Below are 14,709 nucleotides of genomic sequence, written 5' to 3'. Positions count from 1 at the left end.
GAAGGTGTGGGCAGGCGTGATGGCGGGGCACGCCGGACCGCGCCGACCGTGGTGTCGTCACACGGTCGGCGGGCCGGGGAACGGCTGTTGCGGTCAGGCGGCGGGTTCGCCGGCCTGGAGTTGCCACAGGGATGCGTAGAGTCCCTGCTGGGCGAGGAGTTCGTCGTGGGTGCCCTGCTCGGCCACGACTCCACCCTTGTCCATGACGTAGATCCGGTCGGCGTGGCGGACCGTGGAGAGCCGGTGGGCGATGATCACCATCGTCCGGTCGGCCGCGAAGACGCGGAGCGTGCGCTGGATCGCGGCCTCGGTCTCGTTGTCCACGGCGGAGGTGGCTTCGTCGAGGATCACGACCGGCGCGTCCTTGAGGATCGCTCGCGCCGGCGCGATCCGCTGCCGCTGCCCGCCGGAGAGCGCGGCACCGCGTTCGCCGATCACGGTCTGGTCGACGATGCCGCCGAGCCGGCTCATCCGCATCAGCAGCATCTGGGGCAGCCCGATCAGCGGGCTGAACACCTCGAAGCGCAGGGTGCCGTTGAGCACCGAACGGCCGCCGATCAGCAGGGTGCCGGCCATCGATGCGGTGGTACAGGCCCGGACGGTCTCGGCGTGGCGGATTGTGCTCCGGTCGGTCCACCGACTGCTCTCCTGGGCCGCCTCGCTCAACTCGTCGATGCTCTCGGCCTCGTAGTCCTCGGTGCAGAAACTCTTGACGGTGGCGCCGGCTTCCAACGAGTTGATCACCTGGCTGCCCAGCCTGGCCCGCCGCTCGCCGGTGACGGCGTAGTCGGCCGCGGCCTTGTCCTGGTGGCGCAGCGACAGCCAGGCGACGACCGGGATCGGCAGGAACGCGATCCAGGCGATCTGCGGCGCCAGCAGCAGGAACGCCGGCACCAGGAGGGCCAGGCTGGTGCCCAGCTGCAGCACGTCGCCCGCCGGGCCGGCGAAGAAGGCGCCCAGGTGGCCGACGTCGTCGGTGAGCGCGCCGGCCACCCGGCTGGACCGTTCGCCCTCCAGGTGCCCCAGTTCGAGGTGCTGGACGTGTCGGTACGTGCGGCCCCGCCAGTCGTGCTCGGTGTCCTGGCCGAGCCGACGCCACTGGAGGTTCGATGCGTACGACAGGCCCGCTACGGCGGCACAGGCGGCGGCCACCAGCCCGGCCAGACCGAAGAGTTGAGCGGACGCGGTGGTCAGGCCGAGGCCGACCAGCGGAGCTGCCTCGCCCTTGATGAGGACCAGTCCGGTCCAGCCGAGGAAGGGCCTGACGTCCCAGCGCTGGCGGCCCGGAGTGACCGAGCGCGGGCGCGCGTCCCATTCCACGGCTCGGAATCCGGCTGCGGCACCCAGTAGCGATGACATGCGTACGATCACCTGTTTATGGAAGTCACGGGTAATCCGTCAGCGGGAGCGGCAGAATGCGGCGCACGGCGGATTACTGCAACGGAGTGGAAAGTCCGAAAGAGGGCGGAGGTTCGACCGAAAGGCCCGCGGCCGACCGCCGCGCAGGCCCGTCTTCCGAGGTCGGCCGGAAGTCGCGCCCAGGCGGCGGGCCGGGCCGCGCATCAGGGCGTCACTGCACCTTCCCGGCGCCGGTGGACGCACGGACCTTCGGAGTCCTGGCCTCGTCCTTCGGGCCGTTCGAGGTTGCACCCTCCGTGGGTCGCTGGCCGTCGGAGGCGATCTGCGCCGCCACCACGTCGGCAGCCACCTCGGCCGCGAGGTCGTGGATGTTCTCTCCGGCCTCATGTGCCGCCTTCTTGACCTCCATGACAACACCGACGGACGTCTTGACGACGCCGCGCACCAGCGGCTTGAGGAGACGCTTGGCCAGCGGGGCGACGATGAGACCGATCAGAAACGGCGGTGCGACGGGCGGCATGGTACTCCAAGCTCTCTACGCAGACGTATGACAGGGGTCCCACGGCACTGCGAACGCCGGAGCATGCACAGCGGGGAAGGCGGAGGCACCCATTTCCGGAATTCCCGATACCCCGTGCAGGACTCCTCTACCGGGTTGAATTCCTTGTCGATGGGATAAACCGTCCGTTCCTCGATCACCGTAGTCGAGTCATGCCCATCGAGGCCAAACGGCGTCGACGGGTTTCACTCATGCGAGTGCTATCCATATTCGGACCGCTACGGATTGCAGTAGGCGCAGCCACCAAATAAAGTGCTTTTCTGAATTGCCTATTACTATTGATCGCCTTCATGATGACTGCCGAGTTCGCGCGCCGCCCTCCGTCACAGGGCGGGAAACGGCAGCGCGCCTCCTCCCGAGGCCACGGCTCCACCACGCCAGATCCAGCTCCGGCCCCGCGCCCGCGTCCTGTGTCACGTCGCAGCTCCGACCGTTCACGGACGAGTGAACTCCGGGCCGGCACTGGCGCAGCGGCTGCGGCGAACGCCAGCATTGTCGGCATGGCCACCACGCACCCCCGAGCTGAGCGGGCCGCCCAGGCCCGGTCGGCCGAAGCCCACCTCGCCGCCGACGGAATCGACGGGGTGGTGTTCGGCTGGGTCGACAACGCCGGGCTCACCCGGGTGAAGTCCGTCCCGCTCGCCCAGCTCGAACACGCCGCCGCGTACGGCGTCGGCGCCGCACCCTGCTTCGACGTCTCCCTGGTGGACGACTCCTTCACCGTTGCGCCTTCGAGTACCGGCCCGGTGGGCGACCTGCGGCTCGTCCCTGACCTCGACCGGCTCACCCCGCTCGCCGCCCAACCCGGCTGGGCATGGGCCCCGGCCGACCGCTACACCCAGGACGGCACCCCGCACCCCGGCTGCCAGCGCGGCTTCGCCCGCCAGATCACCGAGGCCGTAGAGCGGCGCGGGCTTTCGGTGCGAGCCGGGATCGAGGTCGAGTGGGTGGTGGCCGACTCCGCCGGAGACCCCGCAACGGTCGGGCCGGCGTACGGGATGACCCGCTTCATCGAGCACTCCGACTACCTGCGGGAGGTGCTGCGCGCCCTCACCGCCCAGGGGCTGGCCGTGCTCCAGCTCCACCCCGAGTACGCCGCCGGGCAGTTCGAGGTCTCGGTGGCCGCCGAGGGGCCGGTCGAGGCGGCCGACACCACGATGCTGGTGCGCCACACCGTCCGGGCCGTCTCCGCCCGGCACGGCCTGCGGGTCTCGTACGCGCCCGTCTTCACCGAGGGCTCGCTCGGCAACGGCGGCCACCTGCACCTCAGCCTCTGGCAAGAGGGCCGGAACCTCGGGCACGGCGGCCCCGGCCGCCACGGACTGCACCCCGAAGCCGAGCAGTTCCTCGCGGGCGTACTGGCCGAGCTGCCCGCCCTGCTCGCCCTCGGCGCGCCCAGCGTCGCCTCCTACCTGCGGCTGGTCCCCTCCCGCTTTGCCGGGGCCTACCGCTGCTGGGGCCTGGAGAACCGTGAGGCGGCGCTGCGCCTGATCACCGGCTCCGCCGCCGGGCAGGCCAATGCCGAGCTCAAGTGCTTCGACGCCGCCGCCAACCCGTACCTGGAGATCGGCGGCGTGCTGGCCGCCGGTCTCGCCGGACTCGACGCCGGCCTGGCCCTCCCGCCCGAGACCTCGAGCGACCCCGCCGCCCTCGGCGGCGCCGAGCGCCTCCCGGCGAGCCTGCCGGAGGCGATCGACGCGTACGAGAAGTCCGCACTGCTGCGGCAGGCGCTCGGCCCCGAGCTGTACGAGACCGTGCTGGCCGTCCGTCGGGCGGAGGCGGAACAGTTCGCGAGGCACACGGATGCGGACGCCATTGAGGCCGTCCGCTGGCGCTACTGACGAGCATCGGCTCTACTCCTCCGGCTCCCAGACGATGAGCCGGTCGAAAACCTGCTGGTCGGTGTCAGGCTTCACGGAGCTCGGCAGGATGCGGCCCCCAGAAGGTGAGGAGCAGTTCCTCGGCCGTGCCCGTCGCCGAAGCGGCCGCGGGCATGGCGTCGTCCAAGGTGAGCGGAGCGGGCCAGGCGCCGTTGCCGTCGGGCATGAGGCGCCAGGAGCGGCCTCGGTGGCATGGCAGTGGAGGGTGGCGGCCTCGTGCGGCCGGCGCATGGCAACACCCCCGACAATCTACGGCGACAGCCCCGCACCCACCACTCCCAGCACCTCCGCTCCGGACCGCGTGGGCGGCGGTCGTCCCACATGGCGACATTCACTTCATGCGGCCCTCGCCACGGGCCTGCCCGAGGCGGCTGCTGATCACCTCGGTGTGCGGACGCTCGTCGAGCGCGGCCGGCGTCGAGTCCCGCTTGTCAGTGCTCGACAACTCGTATGCTCGGTGGGACTGCCAAGGGTCGCCCTCAGCCAGCCGGCGCCGAGGGCTTCGGCGATGGTCGCGGTGGCGTCGGCCGGCAGGTGGCGTCGCTGAAGACGAGTAGCAGGAGGAGCGGGCGGGTGGGTCGATCACGAGCAGCGAACAGTCGTCCAACAATCAACGGTTGCCCGTCTCCGTGGGAAGGAGGGCCGGTGAGACGTCTGACCACGTCGTGATGGCCAGTTGAGAGCGGCGGAACTCGTCGGGCACGGGGGACATCCGCTTCAGCCCGCTTCGGCTCTGGGTGAGGACCCGAGAGTCGGATCGGTAACTGCGGGTTCCAGCGGCTTCGCCATGTAGACCGCCTCGGCGCCGTAGCTCGCGGGCAGCCCGATCTCGGGCCGGGCCCGGTAGCCCAGCCGGGACCACAGCATCTCGGAGCCGCGGACGGCGACCAGCGAGAGGGTCCGGTAGCGGGCCGCCCGCCCGGTCTTCTCCAGATGCCGCTGCATCCGGCGAGCCAGGCCGCGGCCGCGCGCCCGCTCGGCGATCGCCAGGTCGTGGGTGTGCAGATTGCTCCCCCCGTTGCTCTCCCGTGCCGCGCCTTCCTCGGCCAGGCTCAGGTCCGGGCAGCGGAACAGCGGGTACGGCAATGCGAGCAGGTAGCCTCCGAAGCCACCCGTGTGCTCCAGCACGAAGCAGGTCGAGGGCGAGGCGCGCTGCCGGGAGCGCAGCGCCTCCCGCCCCTCGGACAGGCCGCTCGCGGCGTAGGCGCGTTCCTCCAGTGCGACCACCTCGTCCCAGTCCTCCTCCTGAAGCAGCCGGATCCGGGTGTCGGTCATGCCCCGCCTCCGTCCAGAGCCGGGCCACCGACGCAGGTGTACGGCAGCGGCGCGAAGCCGTTGAAGCTGCGAGTGGTGTAGGCGGCGGCGTACGCGCCGCAGGAGTGGACCCACACCGGGTCGCCGGAGGAGATCGCGCGCGGGACCCGTACCAGGCTGTCACCCTGGGCGTACGCGTCGTCGCTGTCGCAGGTAGGGCCGGCCACCACGGCGTTGACGAACTGCCCGCCGGGGTGAGTGGGGAACTCCAGGCGGTACTGCAACTGGTCAATCTCGTACAGGCCGTTGAACCTGCCGCAGCTCAGGTAGAGCCAGTCTTCACGGGTGCCGTCACGCCGCTGTCGGGAGGTGAGCCGCGCCACGTGGGCGCGGATCGCGCCGTGGTCGGCGACCAGGTGACGGCCGGGCTCCAGCAGGAAGTCCAGCGGGGCGGCGTTGACGGCGCGCAGCCGTTCCATGCCCTCGCGGATCACCACGAACATCTTGTCCAGCGGCGGTTCCAGCGGCCGGCCGCGCCGGTCGAGGACGCCGAGGGCGGGCAGTCCGCCGCCGAGGTTGATCCGGTCCGGGGTGATGCCGAGTCGGCTGAGCGCCTCCAGGACAGCGGCCAGCGAGTCGATCGCCGCGACCCAGGCCTCGGCGGTCATCTGCTGGGAGCCGACGTGCACGGACAGGCCGGAGGGCACCAGTCCGGCGGTGCGGGCGGCGCCGAGCACCCGCGGGGCGTCCTCGGGCGAGCAGCCGAACTTGCGGCTGAGGCCCCAGAGCGCGCCCTCGCCGGTGGTCGCGATCCGGCAGAACACCCTGGAGTCGGGGGCGTGTTCGGCGATCGCGACGACGTCCTCCAGGCAGTCGGTGGCGAAGTCGCGCACACCCAGCCGGTAGGCCTCGGCGATGTTGCGGTCGGACTTGATGGTGTTGCCGTAGTGGATCAGCCCGGGGGCCACCCCGGTGCGCAGCGCCTGGGCGATCTCCTGCGGGCTCGCCGCGTCGAAGCCGGAGCCGAGCCGGGCGAGGTGGCCGAGCACCTCGTCCACCGGGCAGGCCTTCATCGCGAACCGGACGGCGACGCCGGGCAGTTCGGTGCACAGGGCGGCGTACTGGCGGCCGATGCCGTCCAGGTCGTAGATGATGGTGTCCTCGATGGCGGCGGCGAGCGCGGCGCGCAGGGCGGGGTGGTCGTGCTGGTCGGGGAGGGGCGCGGTGGATGCGTGGACAGTGGCCGGCGCGGTCGGGGCGCGGTGGCCGGTTCTGCCATGGTCGGCCGTCCGACGCGGTTCGGCGATCTGGCGCGCGTCAGTGGTCTGAAGCCTCACGTGTGAACTCCCGGTCCGACTGGATGAATGATGCCAAGGGCTTGCTGGCACGCATGAGATGAAGCGAGGGAGTCCAAAGGTCGGCTGTGACGCCTGACCTGGACTCCCTCCACGCCACACTCTATGCACTTCTGGGCCTTGCTCCCGCACCTGCTGTGCACCCTGCACGGCCTGCCCGCCGCATCGCGCCGACCGGAGTGAAGGCCGACGAGCGCGACCCTGCTCGGCGTGCTCCACGCCGAACCCCGTCTCGCCCCGCCCGGACAGACCCTCACGCTCTGGAGTGCCGTTGGCAGCCCGCCAGTCGTCTGTGGTTCTCGCGGACCCATCGCACCAGGTAGGCGTTTGATGTGTGCCAGGAGCGGATACGGCGCCGCCCGGTCAAACCGGCCGTGGTATGCATCCAGCCCGCCATGAGCGGGTTGATCCAGCGGGCGAGCCCCGCCAAGGTGAGGTCGATCCGGCGATGCAGCTGGTGAAGAACGTGTGCCCGAATGAGCCGCGCCGCTTCTCGCCCTGGCAGTACACGATCTCGGCCTTGTCGGGATGCAGCCGCAGCCCGGCCTCTCCACCCTGTCGCCCAGCGCGGCCGACCCCTGCCTGGCCTGCCGCTCACTGACGGGGTGCAGCCGGCACCAGCAAGACAGCGGGCTCCTGCAAGGTGCCGCCGGGCAGTTGCAGCCCGCCTTGAGCCACCGCTCGACGTACAGGACCACCCAAACGGCGTCGGTGTGAGCCTCCACGGTCTTGACGATCAGGTACCACCGAACGCTCTCGAAGAGCGCCTCGCCGTCGGCACCGCGGAGTACGTACAGAACGTGCCTTTCCCGGCCGCACACCCCGTAGCGCCCGGCACGGCATCCTCCACGTCAGGCGGGCTGGTTCCCGTATCGTCGGACGGGGCGGCGATCTCTTCCAGGGGCCAGGGCCAGGGCAATCAGCGGTCGAGCTCACGGATTTGCACGGTGAGGTGGTCGATGCTGTCCAGCACGGCGTGCAGCAGGCGGCCGTGGTACTCGTCGAACCGCCCGCTCGGGGCCTCGATCAGCGCCGGCTTCTTCACGGCCGGGCCGGCCCGCGCGAGATCCGCCAGCGTCCGGGGGGAGAACGTGTCCACCCGGCGCTTGTGCCGGGTGCGTTCCTGGACGGACACGGTCCAGGTGCGGGTGAGATCCCGCAGCTGCCGGACGGACCGGGACGTTCTTCACATCGGGTGCGTTTCTCGTTGAGTGAGGTTGGCGGGGTCACCCGTGTCCGGTGTGATGCCCTTCTCGTTGCGATAGGTGGGTGATCAGCTGGCGTGAGAGGTGGGCCGGATGAGCTGTGATGAGGTGCTGCGGGAACGGGAGGCGGCCTGTAGCAGCAAGGCAGAGCGGCTCCGAGCGGGTTGTTCACCCTGGCCCGTGGCGCGGACGCGGCGAACGTGCAGCAAGAGGAAGGTCCTCCCCCGTTGGCCGGGTTGATCCGCCTGACCGCGCAAGTCAGGCGACCTGGTGGCACCTTAGGTGTCCGAGCGCGTCCCCGCCGGTGCCTTCGCCGCAAGCCGTACCCGGATGGAGGAGATGCTCGCACATCTGTCCGACCTTGTGATGACTGCCTGCACCCAGGAGGTACCGGAGGACTGCGTCGTGCGAGTGGCCCTCGGCCGAGTCCGGCTCGACCGGTCTGCTGGTGTGATCGCCACGGTGTTCCGCTCCTGACCGACCGAAATCGACACCCCACCACCACCGTTTCGATGTCCCCGACAGTTGGAAGGTGCCATGAGCGCGCGTCGTCTGTTACCGAACGAGGAGTCCCTTGACCTCATCAGGCTGGTCCGGAAGCTGGCGGCCGATGAACTCGCGTCGCGGGTGGATGCCGACGAGGAGAACGAGGCGTTCCCGCGCGACGTCTTCAGGCTCCTCGGACGCGTCGGCGTGCTCGGTTTGCCGTACTCCGAGGCGTACGGTGGCAGCGGTCTGTCCTACGAGGTGTATCTGCAGGTTGTCGAAGAGATCGCGTCCGTGTGGGCCTCGGTCGGTGTAGGTGTCTCCGTGCACGTGCTGTCGTGCTTCGGCCTGGCGACCATGGGGACCGAGGAGCAGAAGCAGGAATGGCTGCCCGCGATGCTCGGCGGCGAACTGCTGGGTGCCTACTGCCTCTCGGAGCCGCACGCCGGCTCGGATCCGGCCGCGATGCAGACCCGGGCCCGTCGGGACGGCGATCACTACGTCCTGAACGGCGCGAAAGCCTGGACGACCCATGGCGGCCACGCGGACTACTACAAGGTCATGGCCCGCACCTCGGACGATCGCACGGGTATCTCGTGCTTCATGATCCCGGCTGACACCGAGGGCCTCACGGCTGATGCGCCGGAACGGAAGATGGGCCTGCACGGGTCCACGACGGCGACCATGGTGCTCCGGGATGTCCGCGTTCCCGTCGAGCGGCGTATCGGTGCTGAGGGCGGCGGTCTGCGGATCGCTCTCGCGAGCCTGGATTCCGGCCGTCTCGGTATCGCGGCCGTCGCGGTCGGTCTCGCCCAAGGCGCTCTCGACCACGCGATCGCCTATGCACGCGATCGGGAGACGTTCGGATCACGCATCATCGACCACCAGGGAATCGCGTTCCTGCTCGCCGACATGGAGGCCGCAGTCTTTTCAGCGCGCGCCGCGACCCTCCATGCCGCCCGGTTGAAGGACGCGGGACTGCCGTTCAGCCGTGAGGCGTCGGTCGCGAAGCTCGTCGCGACCGACAACGCGATGCGTGTCACCACCGATGCGGTGCAGGTGCTCGGCGGGGTCGGATACACGCGCGAGTTCCCGGTCGAGCGGTACATGCGTGAGGCCAAGGTGACTCAGATCTTCGAAGGCACGAACCAGATTCAGCGCATGGTCATCGGGCGGTCGCTCGCCAAGTCCAACAGTGGTGACCTCACCCTGGCACCCTGGGCTTGACAGCTCCGCACCAAGATCCGGGCCATACGCGGGCCAACACCGCATCCCGGGCCTCAACATCCACTGTTTGCGCTGGTCAACAGGGTAGCGAGTCTGTACCACCAGCAGATGAAGAATCTGCTGTCAGTGGCTCGCCGAGAAAGACAGCTCGCCGACGGCGACGAGCAGGAAAAGCAGACGACACCGGCCGTCCGCGACGCAAGGGACCTTCGCGGTCCGCCGCCTCACGACCGATGCAGAGACCACACCAAACAAGACCAGCGCTCGCACTTCAACGCCAACGCCAGCCATTGATGGCCCCTCTCACCTGGACTAATGTCGGCCCGGCCGATACCACTTTCCTCAGAACTTCGCAGGGGCCAGGTTCGCCGTCCCGTCGGCGGAAATGGTCGACACCCCGGCAATGGGTCGCGGCACGACCACCGCGGTCAGGAGCTTGTAGAACTCGTTGCGGGACATCTCAGCGGCATCAAAGTCAATGCGCATGGTGATCAGTATCCGCACAGGCGGCCGCGGAACTTACAGCGGATCCACGGCACCGCCAGCCCCCTGAGTTCGACGGAAAGTGCCCGGTATCGGAGCCGACGAGCACCAGGAGCCGACACCGTGTCCACCGCCCCAGCCACAGCCACAGCAGTCTGGGAAGACTTCGACGTCCCCGCGCACGCCCGCGGGGGCCAGGTAATTCCATGCCTTCCGGCTCGTGGGCGCCCTCGGCCTCCTCCCACGGAGCCGGCCCCACACCGTCGGTCCAGGCGATCAGACCGGGTGCCACGCATCGGATCCCGCACTGCTCGGCGTATTCGGCAGCCGCCCGGTGAACTCTCCGGTGGTCACGACGGCCGCCACCTGGGCCTCGTGACTCGAAGCAGGTGCCACCGAACCGCTGGACGTCCTGGGAATGGACCTTGATCGCCGGACCGTAGCGCTTGCACTGGAGTACGACGCGGCGCCCCTCGGGCGCCAGGGCGACGACATCGGCACCGAGGTCTCCCGCCCTCCCACGACCTCTACGTCTCGGCAAACGTCACGCTCACAGAGCGCCGCCGACTCGAAGCTGTCCGGATACATGGCCCCGTAAGTCAGCCGCCTCGAAGGGTTCCGGAGGCGGGCCCGCGCCGGGCAGACGACGCGAGCAATCCGCTGCCTCGTCCTCCGCAGCGACCAGTGCCTCCCCCATGACCTCCGTACCTTGCTCGGCGCTACTGTGCTTGGCGTCGATGACGCCCTCGGCGATGCGACTTGCGATTCGATGCCGCCTTCGGCTGCTCAACACAGCCACGACCACGACGGCGATCACCGCGAACGCAACAGCCCGACCGTCAGCAGATCCACCAACAGCTTCAGGGCGAGCCCCGCGGCACACAGAGCGATGGCGACGAGTCCGAAGAACAGGACGGTCTGCCGGAGGCTGAAAGAGGGGTGCCGCGTTTCGCGTCGCGGACGACGCCGGGAATCGGTCATGTGGCGGCCCCTCTCGGACTGAGCCAGTTCGAGATCATTCATGACCGCCGTGTGCCGCATCAAGCTGCCTTCCCCCGTAGAACCTCGGAGCGTGCGAGTCCGCTGCTTGGCCCGGCCTGCGTAAATCTTGTATCCGGGATGCCGATGCCGAACGCAGTGCCTGAGGTGAGCAGCACATGTCCGCTCGGCCCCGCCCGGGTTGCTCAAGTACCTGACGCTCCATCTCCTTCGCTGCGAGCGACATCCGAACGGACCTGCAGGCTCGCACTGCGCCGGGTCATGAACGGTCAGCGCGAATGCCCCGGCGGGCGAGGGCGCGCTGGGTATGGCTGAGCAATCCGCTCGCCGACCAGGTGCGCAGCGCCGCGTGGGCGGCGTTGGCGCCTGGCGCCCCGTGCACACCGCCGCCCGGGTGAGCCCCGGCCGAGGCCAGGTACAGCCCCTTGACCGGGGTCTCGGGGCGTCCGGTGCCGGGGAGCGGACGGAAGACGAGCTGCTGGTGGATGGCGGCGGTGCCGCCGTTGATCGCCCCACCGTGCAGGTTGGCGTTCATGGCCTCCAGCGTGGGCGGCGCGAGAATCCGGCGGGCACGGATCCGGGAACGGAACCCCGGAGCGTAGCGCTCCACCTGGCTCTCCAGTCGGTCGGCCATGGCCTCCTGCTCGCGCTCGTCCCACTCCCCCGTCAGGCCGTCGTCGCCCGCGTCGCCGCGGACCCGGTGCGGTACATGGGTGTAGGCCCAGGCAGACTCCGTGCCGACCGGCGAGCGCGAGGCATCCGCGGTGGTCATCTGCCCGAACAGGGCAAATGGCCGGTCCGGAACCTGCCCCATGAAGAGCTGTGCCGCGAACCGGGTCAGGCCGTCGACCCCCTCGGCCACGTGCACAGTCCCCGACGTGGCAGCGTCCTCAGCGGTCCAGGGCACTTTGCCGTTCAAGGCCCAGTCGACCTTGAAGGTGGCGAAGTCCCACTGGAAGCGGCACAGGTCCGCGCGGACCCGGCCAGGAACATGCCGCGCATCGAGCAAGTCGCCGTACAGGGCCGGCACCGAGACGTCGGCCAGCACGGCCCGGCCCGCCGGCACCGCCTCGCCGCTGGCCGTACGCACCCCCCGTGGCACGGCCGGCACGCACCACGATCTCGACGACGGGTTCGTTGCATCGCATCACACCACCGCGGCGCTCCAGCCGCCGTACCAGGGCATCGGTGAGTGCGCCGGCGCCGCCGACCGGCAAGGGAAAGCCGTAGGACTGGCCGAGCATGGACATCAGCCAGCCGAAGCCGCCGCTACCCGCGGCCTCCGGGGCGAGGTCGGCATGCAGGGCGTTGCCTGCGAGCAGCAACCGGCCCCCTTCCCCCGGAACTCCTCCTCGCCCAGACGTCGTACAGGCAGGAGCATGGTGCGTGCCAGGCGCAGTCCGCCAGCTCCCCTCAGCCGAGCAAGGAGCCGGGCCCCGGCGCGCACCGGTGGGAAGGGAGTGAACAGGGCACCGATGAGGTCGTGCCCCACGCGGTCCCAGACCGCACACAGATCATGCCAGGCCGCACCGTCGCCAGCAGCAAAGCCGTCCAGGCCGCGTGCGGTGTCCTCCTCCTGCCGTTCCAGGAGCGCGCACCGACCGTCCAGCAACGGGTGAGCCAGGACCCGTGGCGCGTGGCTCCAACGCAGGCCCTCCTCCTCCAGGCGGAGCGCGCTCAGCACCGGCGATGCGGCGGCCAGCGGATAGAAGGAGCTGCACAGATCGCTGACGTAGTCGGGGTGAACTCCGCGATCGCTGCGAACCGCCCCGCCCGGCTCCGGCTGAGCCTCCAGAACTTCGACCGTCCACCCGCCGTCCGCCAGCAAGTTCGCAGCAACCAGTCCATTGGGGCCGGCGCCGATCACCACCGCGTCAGGCATCACTGTCTCCTGTTCACATGGCAGCGCCGGCCCTTGCCGGAGAGTGCCGTCGCGAGCCGGCCCTACACGCTCAATGCATGTCGCTGAGGTCCCGCGGAGCGTCCTCGATCACCGCGGCGAGCCGACTCAGCATGCTGCGGTGGCGCAGCTGGAGGAAGGCGTCCAGGGCCGCATTGTGCAGCACTCCGGCGAGCCCGGTCAGGGGGTGCTCATCGACGATCACGAGACTGTTCTCTCCCCACGATCGGACATTGATGGCGATCCGGGCGGTGCCCAGCGAGCCACTGTCCACTTCCAGTTCCAGCTCACGGGGCGGGACGCAACGGCGGACGGTGGTGTGACCTTGCAACGTCCACGGCCCCACCCGGACGGTGTAAGCGATGGTGGAGCCCACCTCAGGCCACATGCCCTGGTCGGGCCGTGATTCTTCCGTGCCGACGACCCAGTCCCCGTAGCGGGCGCCGTCGGCGAGGACCGCCCAGACCGCCTCCGGGGCCCTCTCGATCAGCTGATGCCTCACAGCCATGCGCTTCGTCCTCCGACATCTCGGTGGAGCTGGTCGCCAGCGGTCCAATATCAGGCCAAAGCGACGTCCGCCACGTTGGCTGAGGCCGGCCCGTCGGCGATCCACCCGCCAATGGCCCCTGTGCCGCTAAGACGCCGATGTGGAGGCGAACATCTACGCGGCACCCAACGAAACGACTGCCGGCACCGGACCGGCATCCGACCTGGGTCGACGTCGAGTCCTCCGCTCGCAGTTACCGGGCAACCTGGGCCGACCTGAGGTCTGTTCCCCTTGAGATTGCTCCTTCTGCGGCCGTCGCGCGGCACCTCGCCCCGCGTTGGGAGACGGTCGGCGCCGAGCAGGAACGTGCTCCTACCAGTAATGCTTTCGCCCGAAGACCGCGTGCCCCATCGTGCCGAGAATCCAGAAAATCAGTCCGAGTACGACAAGGACCGCTCCGATGGTCCACAGGATGGCGATGCCGACCACGAAACCTACGACGAGGAGAATGATCCCGAGAACGATCACGATCCCGCTCCCTTCTCATACGGCCCTTCCCTTCCACTGTGGTCCCCGCGCATAGGAACGGCAAGCGGCGCAATTCTCCGGCCCCTCGGGCCGTGACTGTGTCGCGATCCAGATCCCGAAACACCCGATGGCTCTTGCCCCGGTGGCTGTCACCGGCCAGACCTGATGGGGCAGCCGTCGCAGCAGGACTGCGATTCCGCTCAGGACACTCGGGGCGACTCGATAGCCATCTGCCTGGGCAGCCTCAGCGGCTTGTCGCTTCTTCATGCGCGGATCTCACCTGCGCCATCTCGCCCAGCAGCTTGCCGCACGCGCCGGACTCACCCTGGACGACGACTTCCGCCGCGCCGACGAGCGGCTCACGATCTGCCCCGCCGGAGCTCGACCGGGTCACGGGCTACCGGTGAGCAGGTCGGTGTCCGAACAGGTGGCGCTTGTGACGATATCCGTCGGCGTTGGACCGATCACGTCGAGGGGAGGCGTTCTCCTGCTGTTCCGCTGCCTCAAGGCCACTCTGGGACACCGGGCGCGAACCTCGACGTCCACGGCTGTCGTTCGATGCTTGACTCTTACTGGGGTGTGAAACTGGCGACTTCGCGAGAACGCCAATCAGCGCGTGACGATGCAGAAGGGATGCCCAGCAGGGTCGGTGAGGACCCTCGCCTTGTCCCCATGCGGCTGGTGATCCGGCTTGCCCGCACCCAGCTCCAGCAGCCGGGCCTCGGCCTCGTCCAGGCTCTCCACGACCTTGAAGCAGACATGAAGCTGCTGGGGAACGATCTGGTCAGGCCAACTCGGAGCCCGATAGCCCTCGACCCGCTGGAAGCCGATGAAGAGGCCGTCCTCACGGTTGAGACCGGCGAAGTCGGCGTCCGACTTCGGGTGGGGTTCAAAGCCGGTGGCCTGCTGATAGAACGCCGCGAGAGCCAGCGGATCAGGGCAATCGACCGTTATCGCGACCAGTTCCATCTGCAGGGACATGAGACC

The 14,709-nt window shown here is 69.4% G+C and carries 15 protein-coding genes and 2 pseudogenes; 4 read left to right on the top strand and 13 right to left on the bottom strand.

The features are described 5' to 3' along the window. Positions 1 to 93: 93 nt before the first annotated feature. Together ACIGWZ_RS10320 and ACIGWZ_RS10315 are read right to left on the bottom strand one after the other, a co-directional pair. Positions 94 to 1,359, bottom strand: a complete 1,266-nt coding sequence (locus tag ACIGWZ_RS10320) for an ABC transporter transmembrane domain-containing protein (RefSeq protein ID WP_400062794.1) — start codon at positions 1,357 to 1,359, stop codon at positions 94 to 96. Between the two features lie 211 nt (positions 1,360 to 1,570). After that, complete coding sequence (locus ACIGWZ_RS10315) at positions 1,571 to 1,879, bottom strand: DUF5132 domain-containing protein (protein WP_400062792.1); 309 nt, start codon at positions 1,877 to 1,879, stop codon at positions 1,571 to 1,573. Between the two features lie 539 nt (positions 1,880 to 2,418). On the opposite strand from ACIGWZ_RS10315, the gene ACIGWZ_RS10310 reads away from it, so the two are divergent. Beyond that, on the top strand, positions 2,419 to 3,759 hold the full coding sequence (locus ACIGWZ_RS10310) for a glutamine synthetase (RefSeq protein ID WP_400062791.1): 1,341 nt from the start codon (positions 2,419 to 2,421) through the stop codon (positions 3,757 to 3,759). A 64-nt stretch (positions 3,760 to 3,823) separates the two neighbouring features. Here ACIGWZ_RS10310 and ACIGWZ_RS10305 read toward each other — a convergent pair whose 3' ends face one another. From ACIGWZ_RS10305 to ACIGWZ_RS10290, 4 genes are all read right to left on the bottom strand, one after another. After that, positions 3,824 to 3,964, bottom strand: coding sequence for a hypothetical protein (locus ACIGWZ_RS10305; protein ID WP_400062789.1), 141 nt, complete (start codon positions 3,962 to 3,964; stop codon positions 3,824 to 3,826). A 551-nt stretch (positions 3,965 to 4,515) separates the two neighbouring features. Then, positions 4,516 to 5,073: a GNAT family N-acetyltransferase gene (locus ACIGWZ_RS10300; protein ID WP_400062787.1), complete on the bottom strand. Its 558-nt coding sequence runs from the start codon at positions 5,071 to 5,073 to the stop codon at positions 4,516 to 4,518. Beyond that, positions 5,070 to 6,242 (bottom strand): type III PLP-dependent enzyme, encoded by a 1,173-nt coding sequence (locus tag ACIGWZ_RS10295; protein WP_400063272.1) that lies wholly within the window; start codon positions 6,240 to 6,242, stop codon positions 5,070 to 5,072. Before ACIGWZ_RS10295 ends, ACIGWZ_RS10300 begins: the two co-directional genes overlap by 4 nt. Before the next feature lie 1,084 nt (positions 6,243 to 7,326). Continuing rightward, positions 7,327 to 7,542 carry a hypothetical protein gene (locus tag ACIGWZ_RS10290; RefSeq protein WP_400062785.1) on the bottom strand — a complete coding sequence of 72 codons (216 nt, stop codon included), beginning with the start codon at positions 7,540 to 7,542 and terminating at the stop codon, positions 7,327 to 7,329. A gap of 352 nt (positions 7,543 to 7,894) precedes the next feature. On the opposite strand from ACIGWZ_RS10290, the gene ACIGWZ_RS10285 reads away from it, so the two are divergent. The 3 genes from ACIGWZ_RS10285 to ACIGWZ_RS10275 all read left to right on the top strand — a co-directional run bounded on the left by ACIGWZ_RS10285 (position 7,895) and on the right by ACIGWZ_RS10275 (position 9,619). After that, the gene (locus ACIGWZ_RS10285) at positions 7,895 to 8,089 is read left to right on the top strand and encodes a hypothetical protein (RefSeq protein WP_400062783.1); all 195 of its coding nucleotides are present in this window, start codon (positions 7,895 to 7,897) and stop codon (positions 8,087 to 8,089) included. Positions 8,090 to 8,149: 60 nt separating this feature from the next. After that, on the top strand, positions 8,150 to 9,325 hold the full coding sequence (locus ACIGWZ_RS10280) for an acyl-CoA dehydrogenase family protein (protein ID WP_400062780.1): 1,176 nt from the start codon (positions 8,150 to 8,152) through the stop codon (positions 9,323 to 9,325). A 108-nt stretch (positions 9,326 to 9,433) separates the two neighbouring features. Further along, positions 9,434 to 9,619, top strand: coding sequence for a hypothetical protein (locus ACIGWZ_RS10275; RefSeq protein WP_400062778.1), 186 nt, complete (start codon positions 9,434 to 9,436; stop codon positions 9,617 to 9,619). Between the two features lie 51 nt (positions 9,620 to 9,670). Here the strand turns inward: ACIGWZ_RS10275 and ACIGWZ_RS10270 are convergent. The 7 genes and pseudogenes from ACIGWZ_RS10270 to ACIGWZ_RS10240 all read right to left on the bottom strand — a co-directional run. Continuing rightward, positions 9,671 to 9,811 (bottom strand): annotated as a pseudogene (locus ACIGWZ_RS10270) (flavin reductase family protein); the annotation flags it as partial. After that, positions 9,801 to 10,349 (bottom strand): restriction endonuclease, encoded by a 549-nt coding sequence (locus ACIGWZ_RS10265; protein WP_400062775.1) that lies wholly within the window; start codon positions 10,347 to 10,349, stop codon positions 9,801 to 9,803. The gene ACIGWZ_RS10265 and the pseudogene ACIGWZ_RS10270, both read right to left, overlap by 11 nt. Positions 10,350 to 10,621: 272 nt before the next feature. Continuing rightward, positions 10,622 to 10,789, bottom strand: coding sequence for a hypothetical protein (locus ACIGWZ_RS10260; RefSeq protein ID WP_400062774.1), 168 nt, complete (start codon positions 10,787 to 10,789; stop codon positions 10,622 to 10,624). 277 nt (positions 10,790 to 11,066) lie between these two features. Then, positions 11,067 to 12,689, bottom strand: a pseudogene (locus tag ACIGWZ_RS10255) (phytoene desaturase family protein). Between the two features lie 70 nt (positions 12,690 to 12,759). Next, entirely contained in the window at positions 12,760 to 13,215 is a 456-nt protein-coding gene (locus tag ACIGWZ_RS10250; protein WP_400062772.1) for an SRPBCC family protein, read from the bottom strand. Positions 13,216 to 13,566: 351 nt separating this feature from the next. After that, positions 13,567 to 13,722: a DUF6131 family protein gene (locus tag ACIGWZ_RS10245; RefSeq protein WP_400062770.1), complete on the bottom strand. Its 156-nt coding sequence runs from the start codon at positions 13,720 to 13,722 to the stop codon at positions 13,567 to 13,569. Between the two features lie 609 nt (positions 13,723 to 14,331). Continuing rightward, positions 14,332 to 14,703: a VOC family protein gene (locus ACIGWZ_RS10240; RefSeq protein ID WP_400062768.1), complete on the bottom strand. Its 372-nt coding sequence runs from the start codon at positions 14,701 to 14,703 to the stop codon at positions 14,332 to 14,334. Positions 14,704 to 14,709 lie beyond the last annotated feature (6 nt).

It is taken from the genome of Streptomyces sp. NPDC053427, assembly GCF_044544985.1.
Classification (GTDB): Bacteria; Actinomycetota; Actinomycetes; order Streptomycetales; family Streptomycetaceae; genus Streptomyces.
The sequence above is the reverse complement of the archived record's forward strand: the minus strand, read 5'-3'. Positions and strand labels throughout refer to the sequence as shown.